Genomic DNA, 15,799 nt, shown 5'->3' on the forward strand with positions numbered 1-15,799 from the left:
GTCAGTGCTCGCGCAATGAGCGCGAATGGGTCAATGGAAACGCGAGATTGTAACTGAAAGCCCTGTCGCGCCATGCGGCGCGGCCGATCAGGCAAGTACCGCGAGCAGATCTGGCCGATCGGTGATGACAGAGTCGACGCCCCAGCCGAGCAGGGCTCGGGCGCATTCGGGATCATTTTCGGTGTAAACGCCGAGCATGAGATCAGCTTGCTTTACCGAGGCAGCCACTGCAGGCGTCAGCCGTTTGGCATTGCAGACCAGCCCGGCGGCGCCAAGGCGCCGCACGTGCAGCGCCCAATCCGCCGGGATCGTGTCGAACAGGATCGCTCGTGGCAGGGTCGGTGCCGCCGCTGCTGCGGCTTCGAGGGCATCGAGGCTGAACGACGACAATACCGGCAGCCGATCGTCGCCAGCCCAGCCGCGCGCGGCGACCTCCGCCGCGATGCGCCCGGTCTCCCGCTCAAAGCCTGCCGCCGGCTTGATTTCGACGTTGGCGGCGATGCCGAGCGCGCGACAGCGCCGGATCGCGTCGGCGAAGAAAGGAATCCGTTCGCCGGCGAACCGTTCTGCGCGCCATGCGCCTGCGTCCAAAGCGTGGAGTGTCGCATCGGAAGTCTCACAGACTCGACCGCGGCCGTTGGTGGTGCGTTCGAGCGTCTCGTCGTGAATCAGGATCGGGGTGCGGTCAACGCTGAGCATGACGTCGAACTCCACGCCGCGGCATCCATGCGCCAGCGCGAATTCCAGTCCGATCAGCGTGTTTTCGGGGGCCAGCGTGCCGCCGCAGCGATGCGCGACAATGCGCGGCAGCGACCACTGGCCCATGGTGCGCTTTCAGCGGATTCCGAGGGCGCGGATACGCGAAACGGCCTCGTCGAGCGCGAGCTTGGCCGCCTTGCCCTGGTTCCAGACGCCGTCGAGTTCTTCTTCCAGCACCTTGAGCACACGCGGGCTGTGGCCCATCGCGGTGGCGCGCGAATTCGCCGTCGCCGGCGTGGCCACGAGCTGATCGACCGCCACCTTGATGTAGTTCAGTTCGCTGCCGAAGGACCGACTGCTGGCCGCGAAGGCGCCGGAGCGGTTGAGCGGCAGATAGCCGGTCGCACGCATCCAGTCGATCTGCTGCGTGGGCTCAAGCCAGAACGCAACGAACTTCGCGATCGTCTTGTACTCGTTTGCGTTGCGGCCGGCCGACACCCACAGCACGGGTCCATCGGCCAGCGTGTTCTGGCGTGCGCCCTGCACGTCCTGATAATACGGAAGCGCGCTCACGCCAACCGCGAAGCTACCCTTCGACGCAACCGGCATGGCGGACTGCCCGGCGATCAGCATGGCGCATTCGCCACTTGCAAAGCGATCCACCGCCTCGTCGCCATGACCGAAGATCTGCAGGTAGCGCGATTTTTGCCAGGAGGCCATGCGCGCCAGATGGCGCACATAGTTAAGCCCATTCACCGCGAGGTCGCCCTTGGCGTTCACGAACGGTTCGTTGTGCCACGCGGCAGTATTTTCAAGCAACGCGGTCGCCGGGCGCGCGACCGTCAGCGGGCAGGCAACGCCGCCATCGACCAGTTTGCCGGCAGCGTCCTGCACTTCCGCCCATGTCTTGGGCGGGCTCGCCGGATCAAGCCCGTTTTTGCGGAACACGTCTTGGTTCACGAAGAACACCGGAGTCGCCAGCGCGACTGGCAGGCCGAGCAAGCGGCCCTTCGCGTCGACCGAAATCGGTGCAACCACCGGTGCTCCCCGCTCTGCCAGGTCGAGCTTGACCCCCGCGTCCTTGGCAACCGCATACAGCGGCTTGTAGCGCTGCTTGCCTGCGAGGAAGGCCTCTTCGCTGACCGGATCCAGAATCTGGGCAGTCAGCGGCGCGCCGGCGTCCCAAGCGCGATCGACCAGCACGATTCGGCTACCCTTGTTCGCATCGTTGAAGCGCGAAATCAGCGTCTGCAGCGCTTCCTGTTTGTCCTTGGGCAACTGGCTGGCAATCTCGACATCGGCCGCTGCCGGCGCCGGGGGATTTGCGGGCGCTTTGCCTTTTGCCGCCAGCACAGGGTTGCAAATCAGGCTCAGGGCAAGCGCGACGGGCGTAATCAGAAACTGGATTTTCATGGGGCTGCGGCTCGATGAAGGATGCATGGAGAGCGCGGATTATAGGCATCTGCCCGCCTCCGGGAGTAACCGTCCGTCCGATTCGGGTCAAGTTCCGTCCGCGGGGGACGTAATCATTACTGGAACGAATATCGTCGGAGTCCCCGCCATGCAATGCCCTCGACCGCTTCGCCTCGTCATTCCGGCGCTCTGCCTGCTCGCACTGGCCGCCTGCGAACAACTCGGCATCGAAGACGGCAAAGCCATCGAAGCAGAAGGCAAGGCGGTCGGCGCAGCGTGCCGGCACTCGGGGCGTGCGCTGGAAGACTGCTACCAGCTCAATCCGAAGGCGCCCAAGGCTGCGGTGTTTGCCGGCTGGAAAGAAATGAACGACTACATGACCGAGCAGAAGCTGGAGGTCATCAAACCGACCTTGCCCCCAGCGCTTCCGAAACAGAAGAAGAAAGCCGAAGCTGACACGGAAGCTGAACCCGGCAACGATGCCGCTGACGCCGAACACGAAACCAATGCGTCGGCTCCGAACGGGCATGACAAGGAAGCCGACGCCAAGGCAAAAAAGGCAAACGAAAAGACTGACGGGAAGTCCGAGGCAAAGGCCGAGAAACCCGGCACGCACAAGTCAAATGCCGGGGGCCATTGATCAAACGCCAAGCTGGCTTCGCGCTTCCCTTCGGGCCGGATTACCAGACCATCATTGCCGCGACGCCCAGTAGCCACCCCGGCCGCCGCGCTCCCACTCCGTCCACCATGCAATGAATTCGGCAATCGCCATCGGGCGCGCGATGAGGAATCCCTGTGCCGCATCGCAGCCCATCGCCATCAACATCCGCAACTGCTCTTCACGCTCCACACCCTCGGCAACCACACGCAGCCCAAGCCCTTGGGCAAGCTGGATCACGGAACTGACGATGGCGCGATCCTGCGGCGTCTCTGGCATTTTCTGCACGAACATGCGGTCGATCTTCAGCCGGGTGGCCGGCAATCGGCGCAACCAGGCGAGGGACGAATAGCCGGTGCCAAAATCGTCCAGCGCGACGCCATAACCCGCACTGCGAAGGCGCGCGATGAGTTCAAGCGTGTGCGCATCGTCGGCAATCATCGACCCCTCGGTGAGCTCCAGCGTCAGCCGGTCGGGCGGTACACGCCAGGTCGCGAGGGCCTGCGCGATGAATTCGGGCAATTCCGGGTCGCGAAGGTCACCTCCGGCGAGGTTCACCGCGATGCCAACCGCGACGCCTTCTCGCTGCAGTTCGGAGAGCATTGCAGCAGCGCGCTGCAACACCAGCCGCGTCAGTTGCTGCATCAGTCCGAACTGCTCGGCCATTGAAACGATTTGGGGCGGCGGCACCCACTGCCCGCTGCTGCGCTGCCAGCGCAGCAGTGCCTCACCCCCCAGGCATCCACCGTCCGACACCTGGATGATCGGTTGCAGGTGCAGGCCGAATTCGTTGTTTCTCATCGCTTCGATGAACTCACGCTCAAGCAAGACGCGCTCGTTACGTTCGAGTTCGATCTCCGGTCCCGCGATTCCAATTGAGCGACCAATGCGCGATGCAGCCACCCGCGCACGCCGTGCTGCATTGAGCACCGCGTCGATCGAATCGCCGTCGCGTGGCGTCACCGCCGCGCCAACCGACAAGCTCGCATGGGAAGCCAGTCCCACTTTTCGCAACGCCTGCTCGCCCGCCTCGAGCAGCGCAGCGGCAGCCAGTTCCAGCCGCGGACCATCACCGACTCCCGGCGCCCACAGCACCCAGTCGTCGTCACTGACGCGAAAGAGCGAGTCATCCGCACGCCCCCGTCCAAGCAAGGCACGCCCCAACTCATTCCGGGCCCGATCGCGATCCGCAGTGTTGAGCAGGACCGCACTCTCGCCCCATTGCAGCCCGACCACCAGAAGGCCTGTTGGCTTGCCGTCGGCCCCAGCCGGTTCAAAGCGTGAAATCAAGGCAACTCGATTCGGCAATCCGGATGTCGGTTCGACATGCTCCGCGAGCCACCGCGCATGCGCCTCCGCCTCGTTTGACACTTTCGCGAGCAGGCCGGCTATGAGCAAGCCCACACGCATGATGATCTGCAGCAACGCGGCATCCAGCCGTGAAACGCTGCTGCGTTCGTGGATCAGTTCGCCCTGGAGCACTGTCATTGCAACAGCGGCAGCACGCGCTGGCATGTCCGGCGCGCCCCCGGCTTCATACAAGGCAAGCCAGGAAGCGCTCAGTCGCAGCGGCCAGTCCGGGTCCAGCTCCCAGCCAATAATCCCCTGGAAGGCCTGCACAAACACATCGCCACACGTCGGACTTACGTCGGCCGCCTCGGCACGAAGCACCGTCAGACCGTCCGCAAGCGAATCACCCAGCCTTGCAAGGTCCGCGCTGTGCCAGAAAGCGCGAAGCGCCGCCCGTTCAGTCTCGCCAAATCCATGCGCTGCCAGCGCCGCCCGCACGGCGAGCACCTTGTCCTGCGGCTCCTCGAATTGCACGTTCCGGACTGTCATGCGAGGTAGAACTGCGCCGGATCGATTCCGAACGCGTTTTCGGGGAGCGAACGCACGATGCGGTATGGCTCACTGCCGCCAGGGATCGGCGGGTCATAAAGGAGGTCAAGCGTATGGGGATTCGAATTGGGTGAATGGTCGCTCGACAGCAGCACCATCACCCTGGGCTTGAGTCGGCGCACCCGGTTCTGCGCGATCACCACAGCGACCTCGCCGGAATTGAGCTCAACCAGTGTTCCGGCTGGATAGATGCCGATGCACTGGATGAACTGATCAATCAGTTCAGGGCTGAAGCGCTTTCCCCGCAGCGTGATCAGCGACTCAAGACCCTGCTGGGTAGAGACAGCGGGGCGCCATGAACGATGCCGCGTCATGGCGCAGAAGCTATCGACAATGCCGGCCATCTCCGCAAACACGCCAATCACGTCGCCCACCAAGCCGGCGGGATATCCGCTGCCGTCAATACGTTCATGGTGTCGCGCCACAATTTCGACTATCAGTGGATCGGTATCCGGGTCTGCGCGCAGGATGTGTACCGCGCTGTCCACATGCGTGCGGAAGATCTCATACTCCAGTGGCGTCAGCGGTCCATCCTTTGCCAGCAGGCGTGCCGACAGCCGCAACTTGCCGACATCCCACAGCAACCCTGCCATTCCGAGCATTGCGATTCGCTCCTCGGGCAGACCAAGATGCCGCGCAAACACCATTGCGTAGGTGCAGCAATCGAGTGCGTGGTCGTACGTGTAGCGATCGGTGCGCTTGAGGCGGGTCAACCAGAGCAGCGCATCGGGGTGCCGGGTCACGCTGCGCATCATGTCCTGCACCACTTCGCGCGCCTGCCCCAGATTGGGGGGCAATTGGCGTTCGACATCCCGCATGATGTCCCGCACCACCCCCATGGCCGCAGCGTGGATCGGGGCAGCAGTCAGGAGTTCCTGCTCCAGCGGCACGTCGATTGGATAAGGCAGGTCCGGTGCGAGCTCGGCCGCATCCCCTTCTTGATGATCCTCTCGGCGCGTTCGTCGGCCAAAGGCCTTGCGGCCAAGCCATCCCAACAGCGTCTCGCCACGTTCGCCTTTGGGCGCCTTTACCGCCCCCAACTCGCCGTCGCCATGTTTTGGCGCCACCCAGGCCAGGACGGGACCCTCGCGCGGGCCAGCGCCATCCTTTTGTGGCTCGTACGATTTGAGCAGGCGCAGGAGTTGAAAGAAATCCGGTGGCGGCGAATCGCCGCGCACCATTGTCAGAGGCGTGGGTCGTGGCGCCGTGGGTTGTTCCGGCGCAACGGGCTGCCGGTCTTGGTGGTGGCGCGCATCGGAACGCTCGCGGTCGATCATGACGATACGGCAGAGCGCCCTGATCTGCTGCAACTGTTCTTCGCTCTCAAGCACGAAGCCCTGCAGCAGAAAAGGGGTTTCGATCCATGGCCGATCGAGTTCGGCAACGAACATGCCGAGTTCGAGATCCGATGCGGCGAGAAATTCCTTCAACGACCGACCTCCGCTAAAGCACCCGATGCATCGGGTAACATGGCCGACCCGATTCTGGATTCGACCCGCCATGGACTTCACCAGCCGCGCCCTCGCCTATTGCCGACCCGGCTTCGAGAAAGACCTTGCCGCCGAGTTCGCGACCAGGAGCGCCCGCTCCAGCGTTGCCGGCCACGCCCTCGCGACCCCTGACAGCGGATTCGTCCTGTATGAATTCGACGCCCCGCTGGACGAAGCACAACGGATCATTTCGTACGACCAACTGATTTTCGCACGGCAACTGGTCTGGGTACGCGAGACGCTTGAAGATCTTCCCGAGAAAGATCGCCTCGCGCCGATCCTCGCCGCCATAAATCGTATCCACGGTCGATTTGGCAGGGTGTGGGCCGAGACGGCCGACACCAATGAAGCGAAGACGCTGTCGTCTTTCCTGAAGCGTTTCATGCCGCATGTCGAGCGCGCGCTCAACGACAGTCGCCGCCTGATCGACAAGAACGACGCCTTGAATCTGCACCTGTTCTTCATCGACTCGTCCCGCGTATTCATCGGCACGTCCGACCCCGCCAGTGCATCGCCCTGGCCGATGGGGATTGCACGCCTGCGCATGCCACGCGAAGCGCCGAGCCGCTCGACGTTGAAGCTCGCCGAGGCTTTTTTCGGCCTGCTCAGCGAAGACGAACGCAACGCGACGCTGCGCGCGGGGCTCCGTGCGGTCGATCTCGGTGCTGCGCCGGGCGGTTGGACTTGGCAATTTGCGAGCCGTGGATTGTTGGTCACTGCAGTTGATAACGGCCCGATGAGCGAAATCGTTAGGGCAACCGGACTGGTCGAGCATGTGCGCGCCGATGGTTTCGTGTGGAAACCCTCGAAACCGGTCGAATGGATGGTCTGCGACATGGTCGAACAGCCCTCACGCGTCGCCCAGCTGGTGGCCGAATGGGTGGCATCCGGGCGCTGCCGCCGTTCGATGTTCAACTTGAAACTGCCGATGAAGAAACGCCACGACGCCATCGAGCAGGCACGCAACCTGATCTACAAGCGCATGTCGGTATCCGGCCGCGACTGGACGCTACGTTTCAAGCACCTCTATCACGACCGCGAAGAGGTGACCGGCTACCTCGCAGCGCTAAAGCAAGCGTGAAGCCACCGCGAGACTGCCCCTGCGGAGGCGGCCCATATGCCGAGTGCTGCGGGCGCTGGCACGGCGGCGAGCGTGCGCCGCGGGCCGAGGCGCTGATGCGATCGCGTTACGCCGCGTACGTACTGGGACTCGAAGACTACCTCGCCGAGACCTGGGCGCCGGAGACGCGCCCGGCAACCCTCGATCTGGAGGAAGCCCCCAAACCAAAGTGGATCGGGCTTGAGATACGTTCCGCGCGGGAAGACGGCGACACCGCTACTGTCGAGTTCGTCGCCCGCTACCGCGTCGGCGGCCGCGCACAGCGCTTGCACGAAACCAGCCGATTCGAGCGTCGAGACGGGTGCTGGCTTTACGTCGACGGCACACTTCACGACGCCTGACGCGCAGCAGTCCGCTGGTCGCCGGACCAAGGGCCCGAACATCGCACCGCAACCCGGCAGGCAGGCAATATGGGCGCGCCAAAGGAGGACGTCCTCCTGTCTAATGCTCAAGTTTCAGAAATCGCTGCCGTGAAAGCAAACACAGGCGATCGTGAATTGCCTGACAAATAGACGGAAACGGAAGCGAATTGCCGGGCAACACCGGCGAAATAAAAAAGGGGCCGCGGGCATTGCTCGCGGCCCCTTCACTTTCAGGCTTGGGAGTGGCGGTCGCCTTATCGACCCCGCGTCTCCGGCTCGAACTGGTCAGGCAATGCGACCCAGGCGTGCGATCACCCGATCGCGCCCGATCACTTCCAGCACCGCATCGATCGCGGGCGTCTGAGTGACGCCCAGAAGGGCCACGCGCAGCGGAATCGCGACCTGCGGCATCTTCAGCGCGTGCTCGGTGCACGTTTCCTTGATCGCTGCACTCAGCGTCGCCTTGTCCCAGGCAACTTCGGCAAGCCGTGCGCGCAGCGAGGCCAGCGCCGCCTTCGCTGCATCGGTGAAATGCTGCGCCGCCAGTTCCTCCGAGGGGGTAACGTCGATGTAATACGGCTCCACCGAATCGGCCAGTTGCACCAGGGTGTTTACCCGTTCGTGATACAGCGCGATCACGGCCTCGAGCGCGGGACCATCTGCCAGCGACACGCCACGCTGCGTGAGGCGACGCGACGCGTCCGCCGCAAGGCGAGCGGGATCGGCCTGCTTGATGTAGTGCGCATTGAGCCAATCAAGCTTTTCGAAATTGAATTGCGCGGCCGACGGGGTGATGCGATCAAGGTCGAACCATTCGACAAACTGCTCGCGCGAGAAAATCTCGTCGTCGCCATGGCTCCAGCCCAGACGCGCCAGATAGTTGATGACCGCTTCGACGAGGTAGCCATCGTCGTCGTACTGCATCACGCTGACCGCGCCATGGCGCTTCGAGAGCTTCTGCCCATCGGAGCCAAGGATCATCGACAGATGCCCATATTCCGGCACCTCGGCACCCAAGGCGCGCAGGATGTTGATCTGGCGCGGCGTGTTGTTCACATGGTCGTCGCCACGAATCACGTGGGTGATGCCCATGTCCCAATCGTCCACCACCACGCAGAAGTTGTAGGTCGGCGTGCCATCGGGGCGCGCAATGATCAGGTCGTCGAGTTCCGCGTTGTCGAATTCGATGTCACCCTTGACCACGTCCTTCCAGGCCACTTTGCCGGACGTCGGATTCTTGAAGCGCACCACCGGCTTCACGCCCTCCGGGGGCGTTGGCAAAACCTTGCCAGCCTCCGGGCGCCAGCGGCCGTCGTAGCGCGGCTTGTCGCCGCGGTCGCGCTGCGCCTCGCGGATCGCCTCCAGTTCTTCGGGCGTCGTGTAGCAGTAGTAGGCCGTGCCCGCTTCCAGCATCTGGCCGATCACCTGTTTGTAACGATCCATGCGCTGCATCTGGTAGAAGGGACCCTCGTCCCATTCGAGGCCCAGCCAGTTCATGCCGTCAAGAATCGCCTGCACCGCCTCGGGCGTCGAACGCGCGACGTCGGTGTCCTCGATCCGCAGGATGAAATCGCCGCCATGATGGCGGGCATACGCCCACGAAAACAGCGCGGTGCGCGCACCACCAATGTGAAGGAAACCCGTCGGGCTGGGAGCAAAGCGAGTGCGGATGCGTCGAGTCATGGCAAAGGTCGGCCGGAATCGGAAAAGTCCGCCATTCTACCGGACCCGCCCCACGAACGCCCCGCAGTATTGACCCCAAAGTCCGCCCACGGTATAGTTGCGGACTCCGCTGCACGTTGGGCAGTTAGCTCAGCGGTAGAGCACTGCCTTCACACGGCAGGGGTCACTGGTTCGATCCCAGTACTGCCCACCACCAACCTGCACGAAACGCAAAGCCCAGCCTCGCTGGGCTTTTTGCTTTTCTGCACGCAGCTTCCGCGTGCCACACCGTCTCCTGGTCCGCGAGAAAAAGAAAAACGGCAGCACAAAGGCTGCCGTTTTTGACCGAGCAGTGCGCGCTCAGGCGCCGACCGATCCGAGCAAGGTTTCGAAGGCCTGCTCGAACAGCACCAGACCCTCGTTCTGCAACTGCTCACCCACGGCGTTGATGTCGACGCCCGCTTCCGCCAGCGCCTTCAGCGTCGCACGCGCCTCCGCCGGATCCTGTGCCAGCGTCGCAGCCGCATTGCCGTGATCGCGGAACGCGTTGAGCGTCGCCTCGGGCACGGTGTTCACCGTATCGGGCCCGATCAGCGTCTCGACGTAAAGCACATCGGAATACGCCGGATTCTTGGTGCCGGTGCTCGCCCACAGCAACCATTGCGGATGCGCGCCGGCCGCCGCCAACGCAGCGAAGCGGTCGCCCGTTGCGCTCCAGTGCGCCTGCCAATCAGCATAGGCGGCACGGGCGGATGCAATCGCCACCTTGCCCTTCAGCGCATCGCTTACCTGCGGGTCGATCTTGCTGTCGACGCGCGAGATGAAGACGCTGGCCACCGAGCGGATCTGACCCACCGGCAGGCCGGCGGCCACACGATCAGCCAGGCCCGACGCATGCGCCTGCGCCACCGCTTCGACATGGGCAGGCGAGAACATCAGCGTGACGTTGATGTTGATGCCGGCGGCGATCGACTTGCGAATCGCGACCAAGCCTTCAGGCGTGGCCGGGATCTTGATCATCACGTTTGGCCGAGCGATCGCATTCCACAGACGCTGCGCAGCCGCGAAGGTGCCTTCCGCATCGCGCGACAGGCGCGGCGACACTTCGAAACTGACGAAGCCCTTGTTGCCGTGGCTTGCGTCGAACAGCGGCAGGAAGGCATCGCAGGCGGCCTGGATGTCCGGCAACGCGAGCGCCTCGAAACGCGCTTCGGCATCGGTCAGCGTTGCCGGCAGAGCCGCCTTGGCCGCCGCATACGCCGGGTCCTTCGCGAGTGCCTGCTGGAAGATCGCCGGATTGGAGGTCACGCCCGAGATGCCATCCTCGGCAATCAATCGGGCCAGTTCGCCGCTTTCGATCAGCTTGCGCGAGATCGAATCGAGCCAGACCTGCTGGCCGAGGGCACTAATCGCTTTCAGACGACTCATGCTGCTTCCTTGACGAGTGAGAGCACCACCTCGACCACGCGGGCCGAGGTAATGCCGAAGTGTTCGTACAAAACGGGCGCCGGCGCCGATTCGCCGAAGGTGTCGATACCGATCACCGCCCCCTCGAGGCCGACATACTTGCGCCAGCCGTCGGTGACACCGGCCTCCACCGCCACCCGCGGCACGCCGCGCGGCAGAACGGAGGCACGATAGTCTGCACTTTGCCGGTCGAACGCAAACGTCGATGGCATGGATACGACACGCACAGCGACGCCTTGTTCCTGCAATCGCCGCTGGGCCTCCACCGCCAGCGCCACTTCCGAGCCGGTCGCGATCAGCACGGCCTGCGGTGCACCGTCGCAGTCACTCAGCACATAACCGCCCCGCGCGATCGCGTCGATCTGCGCCGCACTGCGCAGTTGATGCGGCAGGTTCTGGCGCGACAGGATCAGGCAGGTCGGCGATTCACGATGCTCGACAGCGGTACGCCACGCGACAAAGGTCTCCACCGCATCGCAGGGGCGCCAGACGTCAAGGTTGGGCACCATGCGCAGCGTGGCGGTTTGCTCCACCGGCTGATGCGTCGGGCCATCCTCGCCGAGGCCGATCGAGTCGTGGGTGAACACCCAGATCGGGTTGGCCTTCATCAGCGCCGCCATGCGGATCGCGTTGCGGGCGTATTCGCTGAACATCAGGAAGGTGCCGGCAAAGGGGCGGAAGCCGCCGTGCAGGGCGATGCCGTTCATGATCGCGCCCATGCCGAACTCGCGCACGCCGTAGTTCAGGTAATTGCCGCCCGCCTCGCGCACCGGCACGCAGCCCTTCCACATCGTCAGATTGGACGGCGCCAGATCCGCCGAGCCGCCGAGGAATTCCGGCAGCAGCGGCGCGAGCGCCTGGATCGCATTCTGTGAGGCCTTGCGGCTGGCGATTGTCTCGGCCTTGGCGTCGATCTCTTTCAGCGCTGCGTCGGCACGCGCGGCGAAGTCGGCCGGCAATGCGCCACTGGTACGGCGCAGGAATTCCGCAGCCTCGGCCGGATAGGCCGCCTGATAGCGCGCGAACAGATCGGCCCACGCCGCCTGTGCTGCGCCACCCTGCTCCCGCGCATTCCAGATCGCGCGCACTGAATCCGACACCTCGAAGGGGCCGGCGGTGATACCCAAAGCAGCACGCGTCGCCGCGATTTCGTCGGCACCGAGCGGCGAGCCATGCACATCATGCGTGCCGGCCTTGTTCGGCGAGCCCTTGCCAATCACGGTCTTGCAGCAGATCAGTGTCGGCCGTTCGTCCTGCACGCGCGCTTGGCGCAACGCGAGGTCCACTGCGTCAATGCTGTGCCCGTCCACATCGCGGATCACGTTCCAGCCGTAGGCTTCGAAACGCTTGGGCGTGTCATCCGAGAACCACGGTTCGACGTGGCCGTCGATCGAGATGCCGTTGTCGTCGTAGAGCGCGATCAGCTTGCCGAGCTTCCAGGTGCCAGCCAGCGCACAGGCTTCGTGCGACACACCTTCCATCATGCAACCGTCGCCGAGGAACACGTAAGTGCGGTGATCGACGACCGGGAAGCCCTCGCGGTTGAACTCCGCCGCGAGCAGGCGTTCGGCCATCGCAAAGCCAACTGCGTTGGCAATCCCCTGCCCCAGCGGGCCGGTGGTCGTTTCAACACCCGGTGTGTAGCCGTACTCGGGGTGACCGGGGGTCTTGCTGTGCAACTGCCGGAAACGCTTGAGCTCATCCAGCGGCAGGTCGTAGCCGCTCAGGTGCAGCAGCGCGTAGAGCAGCATCGAGCCATGGCCGTTCGAGAGCACGAAGCGATCGCGGTTGGCCCACTTCGGGTCAGCGGGGTTATGGCGCAGATGGCGGTGCCACAGCGCAACGGCCACCTCTGCCATGCCCATCGGCATGCCGGGGTGGCCCGAGTTGGCGGCCTGCACGCCGTCCATCGCGAGGATGCGAAGGGCGTCGGCGAGAGATTGGGATGTAATCATCGGGAGCGTCTTTTCAGGTTCGGCGACAGAAGCGTAGCGCAGCCCCACCCGCCGGAAACGCCGCCCAGCCGGGATCAGCTTTTCCGTCCATCGATTCGGGAAAGGAATGCAGCCAACATCGTTGGCGGCGGGCCGAGGAACCCCGGCCCGCCCCTTCACGCGGCCGCTAGCCGCGCGAGGCTCAGATGTAGCTGTTGAGCAGGTTTTCGATCAGTTCCTGACGGCCAGACTTCGGCGCGACGTCGACATTGCGGTCGATCACGCGCTGCGCCACGGCATCCAGCCCCAGCTTGCCCGCCAGCACTTGCTGGCCGAACTCGTCGCGCCAGCCGGCGTAACGATCCTGGGTGATCTGCGCGAACTTGCCATCGGTGATCATCTTCTCGGCGATCAGCAGCGCGCGGGCCGACACGTCCATGCCGCCGATATGGCCGTAGAACAGATCCTCGGCATCGATCGACTGACGGCGCACCTTGGCGTCAAAGTTCAAACCACCGGTCGTGAAGCCGCCGCCCTGCAGGATGTAATACATCGCCAGCGCCGTTTCCGGGATGTTGTTCGGGAACTGATCAGTATCCCAACCGCACTGCATGTCACCACGGTTCATGTCGATCGAGCCGAAGATGCCCAGCGCGATCGCGGTGCTGATTTCATGCTCGAAGCTGTGGCCCGACAGCGTGGCGTGGTTGGCTTCGATGTTGACCTTGACGTCGTTCTCCAGGCCGTACTGCTTCAGGAAACCGTACACCGTCGCGGTGTCGAAATCGTACTGGTGCTTCGACGGCTCGCGCGGCTTCGGCTCGATCAGGATCGGGCCCTTGAGGCCGATCTTGTGCTTGTAGTCGACCGCCATGCTGAGGAAGCGACCCATCTGCGCCAGTTCGCTCTTCAGATCGGTATTGAGCAGGGTCTCGTAACCTTCACGGCCGCCCCACATCACATAGTTGGCGCCACCCAGCTTCACCGTGGCGTCCATCGCCTCCTTCACCTGCAGCGCGGCCATCGCGAAGATTTCGGGATCCGGGTTGGTCGAGGCGCCGGACATGAAACGACGGTGGCTGAACAGGTTGGCCGTGCCCCACAGCAGCTTCATGCCGGTCTCTTCCTGCTTCTGGCCGAGGATGTCGACGATGCGATGCAGGTTCGAAACGCTTTCGCGCGGGGTCGCGCCTTCCGGGGCCACGTCGCGGTCGTGGAAGCAGTAGAACGGCACGCCCACCTTCGAGAAAAAGTCGAAGGCGACGTCGGCCTTCACCATCGCTGCTTCCATGGCGTTCGGGATCTGGTGCCAGGGGCGCTGGAAGGTGTCACCGCCGAACGGGTCAAGCCCGTTCCAGCAGAAGGTGTGCCAGTAGCAAGCGGCAAAACGCAGGTGGTCTTCCATGCGCTTGCCAAGCACCAGGCGGTCCTTGTCGTAGTACTTGAACGCCAGCGGGTTCTGCGAATCCGGGCCTTCGTATTTGATCTTGTCGATGTTCTGGAAGTAGGCAGCCATTTTGAGTCTCCTTTTGCTTTGGTGTAGGGGGCCGCGTCAGCGTGCGAAGAGGTCGCGAATACGCGGATAGAGCTGAGTGAATCGTTGATAACGCGGCAGCAAGCGCGCGCGTTGTTCCGTGTTCGAGGTATAGCGTGCGCGGATCGCCGGCGCGCGGCAGACTTCCGCCTCAACACCGCCAGCGGCAAGCCAGCCCAGACGTGCCGCGCCGAGCGCACCACCGGTTTCGCTGCCTTCGAGGGTGACAATTTCGGTATCGAGCAGGCTTGCAAGCAACTGGGCCCATTCGGCGCTGCGCGAACCGCCGCCGACCAGCGCAAGCCGGCCAACCTGGGTGCCGGCTGCTTGCAGCGCGGCAAGGCCATCCATGGTGCCGAAGGCCACGCCTTCGATCACCGAGTAGGCCAGGTGGGCGGCCGTCGTGTCGTGATTGAGGCCGAAGAACACGCCCTGCGCCTGGGCGTCGTTGTGCGGCGTACGTTCGCCCGACAGATATGGCAGGAAGATCGGTGCAGCGTCGCGCTGCGCATCGGTCAGCGCATTGGCCTGCGCGAGCAGTTCGCCTTCGTTGGCCGCACCCACCAGATGCGTGACCCAGCTCAGGCAGCTCGCCGCCGACAGCATCACGCTCATCTGGTGCCAGCGCCCTGGCACCGCATGGCAGAAGGCATGCACGGCGGAGGCCGGATTCGGGCGGAACTTGTCGGTGACGACAAACAGCACGCCGCTGGTGCCGAGCGACAGGAAGCCGTCCCCCGGTGCTACCGCGCCGATGCCGACCGCACTGGCCGCATTGTCACCACCGCCGCCGGCGACGATCACGTCGCGCGAAAGGCCCCACGCTTCGGCCACCGCGGGCGTCAGCTTGCCTGAGGCCTCGCTGCCTTCCACGAGGCGCGGCATCTGCGCGCGAGTCAGGCCGGTCGCAGCGAGCAGTTCATCGGACCAATCCCGCTTGGCCACATCCAGCCACAGCGTGCCGGCCGCGTCGGACATTTCCGACACTTTCTCGCCGGTCATCAGCAGCCGCAGGTAGTCCTTCGGCAGCAGCACGCTGGCCACTTTCTTGAATACGTCGGGCTCATGTTTCGCAACCCACAGCAACTTGGGCGCGGTGAAGCCCGGCATCGCGAGGTTGCCGGCGATCTGCGGCAGCGCCGGCAAGCGGCTCGTCAGCTCGGCGCATTCGGCTGCGGAACGGGTGTCGTTCCACAGGATGGCTGGGCGCAGCACCTGGTCTTCGGCACCCAGCAGCGTCGCGCCATGCATCTGGCCCGACAGGCCGATCGCCTTGACCGCGGCATATTCATTCGGCACGAGTTTGCGCAGTGCCGCCATCGCGCGGCCGGTGGCCGACCACCACTCCGCCGGATCTTGCTCCGACCAATGGGGTTGCGGGCGTGAAAGCCCGATCTTCTCGCCTGCCGTGGCCACGATGCGGTGATCTTCGGCGAGCAGCAGCACCTTGACTTCAGATGTACCCAGATCAATTCCCAGAAACATGTGCAAACCAGCCTTTCTTGCAATCCTGTGCCGTTCAATCGAGCCTGATAGAAATCTAGACTTCTTTTGTTCGGCC

Annotated in this window: 12 protein-coding genes and 1 tRNA gene; 4 read left to right on the top strand and 9 right to left on the bottom strand. The window is 64.0% G+C overall.

What is annotated here, in order from left to right; genetic code table 11:
• Window positions 1-87: 87 nt before the first annotated feature.
• Both ugpQ and GGR36_RS05790 read right to left on the bottom strand, forming a co-directional pair.
• Window positions 88-825, bottom strand: a complete 738-nt coding sequence (gene ugpQ, locus GGR36_RS05785; RefSeq protein WP_183632841.1) for a glycerophosphodiester phosphodiesterase — start codon at window positions 823-825, stop codon at window positions 88-90.
• A gap of 9 nt (window positions 826-834) precedes the next feature.
• Entirely contained in the window at window positions 835-2,112 is a 1,278-nt protein-coding gene (locus GGR36_RS05790; protein WP_183632843.1) for an extracellular solute-binding protein, read from the bottom strand.
• A 148-nt stretch (window positions 2,113-2,260) separates the two neighbouring features.
• Here GGR36_RS05790 and GGR36_RS22225 point away from each other — a divergent pair, with 148 nt between their 5' ends.
• Window positions 2,261-2,752 carry a hypothetical protein gene (locus GGR36_RS22225; protein ID WP_338086627.1) on the top strand — a complete coding sequence of 164 codons (492 nt, stop codon included), beginning with the start codon at window positions 2,261-2,263 and terminating at the stop codon, window positions 2,750-2,752.
• A 51-nt stretch (window positions 2,753-2,803) separates the two neighbouring features.
• On the opposite strand, the gene GGR36_RS05800 is transcribed toward GGR36_RS22225, so the two are convergent.
• Together GGR36_RS05800 and GGR36_RS05805 are read right to left on the bottom strand one after the other, a co-directional pair.
• The gene (locus GGR36_RS05800; protein ID WP_183632845.1) at window positions 2,804-4,609 is read right to left on the bottom strand and encodes a putative bifunctional diguanylate cyclase/phosphodiesterase; all 1,806 of its coding nucleotides are present in this window, start codon (window positions 4,607-4,609) and stop codon (window positions 2,804-2,806) included.
• On the bottom strand, window positions 4,606-6,099 hold the full coding sequence (locus GGR36_RS05805; protein WP_242533084.1) for a cyclic di-GMP phosphodiesterase: 1,494 nt from the start codon (window positions 6,097-6,099) through the stop codon (window positions 4,606-4,608). Before GGR36_RS05805 ends, GGR36_RS05800 begins: the two co-directional genes overlap by 4 nt.
• Before the next feature lie 70 nt (window positions 6,100-6,169).
• Here GGR36_RS05805 and rlmM point away from each other — a divergent pair, with 70 nt between their 5' ends.
• Together rlmM and GGR36_RS05815 are read left to right on the top strand one after the other, a co-directional pair.
• The gene (rlmM, locus tag GGR36_RS05810) at window positions 6,170-7,240 is read left to right on the top strand and encodes a 23S rRNA (cytidine(2498)-2'-O)-methyltransferase RlmM (protein WP_183632847.1); all 1,071 of its coding nucleotides are present in this window, start codon (window positions 6,170-6,172) and stop codon (window positions 7,238-7,240) included.
• A gap of 95 nt (window positions 7,241-7,335) precedes the next feature.
• Window positions 7,336-7,620 (top strand): YchJ family protein, encoded by a 285-nt coding sequence (locus tag GGR36_RS05815; protein ID WP_183632849.1) that lies wholly within the window; start codon window positions 7,336-7,338, stop codon window positions 7,618-7,620.
• 306 nt (window positions 7,621-7,926) lie between these two features.
• Here GGR36_RS05815 and gltX read toward each other — a convergent pair whose 3' ends face one another.
• Entirely contained in the window at window positions 7,927-9,324 is a 1,398-nt protein-coding gene (gltX, locus tag GGR36_RS05820) for a glutamate--tRNA ligase (RefSeq protein WP_183632851.1), read from the bottom strand.
• A 118-nt stretch (window positions 9,325-9,442) separates the two neighbouring features.
• Here gltX and GGR36_RS05825 point away from each other — a divergent pair.
• Window positions 9,443-9,517: transfer RNA gene (locus GGR36_RS05825), tRNA-Val, on the top strand.
• A gap of 146 nt (window positions 9,518-9,663) precedes the next feature.
• Here GGR36_RS05825 and tal read toward each other — a convergent pair.
• From tal to xylB, 4 genes are all read right to left on the bottom strand, one after another.
• Window positions 9,664-10,731, bottom strand: coding sequence for a transaldolase (gene tal / locus GGR36_RS05830; RefSeq protein ID WP_183632853.1), 1,068 nt, complete (start codon window positions 10,729-10,731; stop codon window positions 9,664-9,666).
• Window positions 10,728-12,725: a transketolase gene (tkt, locus tag GGR36_RS05835; RefSeq protein ID WP_183632856.1), complete on the bottom strand. Its 1,998-nt coding sequence runs from the start codon at window positions 12,723-12,725 to the stop codon at window positions 10,728-10,730. The genes tal and tkt overlap by 4 nt, the downstream gene beginning before the upstream one ends.
• 181 nt (window positions 12,726-12,906) lie before the next feature.
• A complete protein-coding gene (gene xylA, locus GGR36_RS05840) occupies window positions 12,907-14,220 on the bottom strand; it encodes a xylose isomerase (RefSeq protein ID WP_183632858.1) in 1,314 nt (437 codons plus the stop codon).
• Between the two features lie 36 nt (window positions 14,221-14,256).
• Window positions 14,257-15,723, bottom strand: a complete 1,467-nt coding sequence (gene xylB, locus GGR36_RS05845; RefSeq protein WP_183632860.1) for a xylulokinase — start codon at window positions 15,721-15,723, stop codon at window positions 14,257-14,259.
• Window positions 15,724-15,799 lie beyond the last annotated feature (76 nt).

The organism is Niveibacterium umoris (assembly GCF_014197015.1).
GTDB lineage: Bacteria > Pseudomonadota > Gammaproteobacteria > Burkholderiales > Rhodocyclaceae > Niveibacterium > Niveibacterium umoris.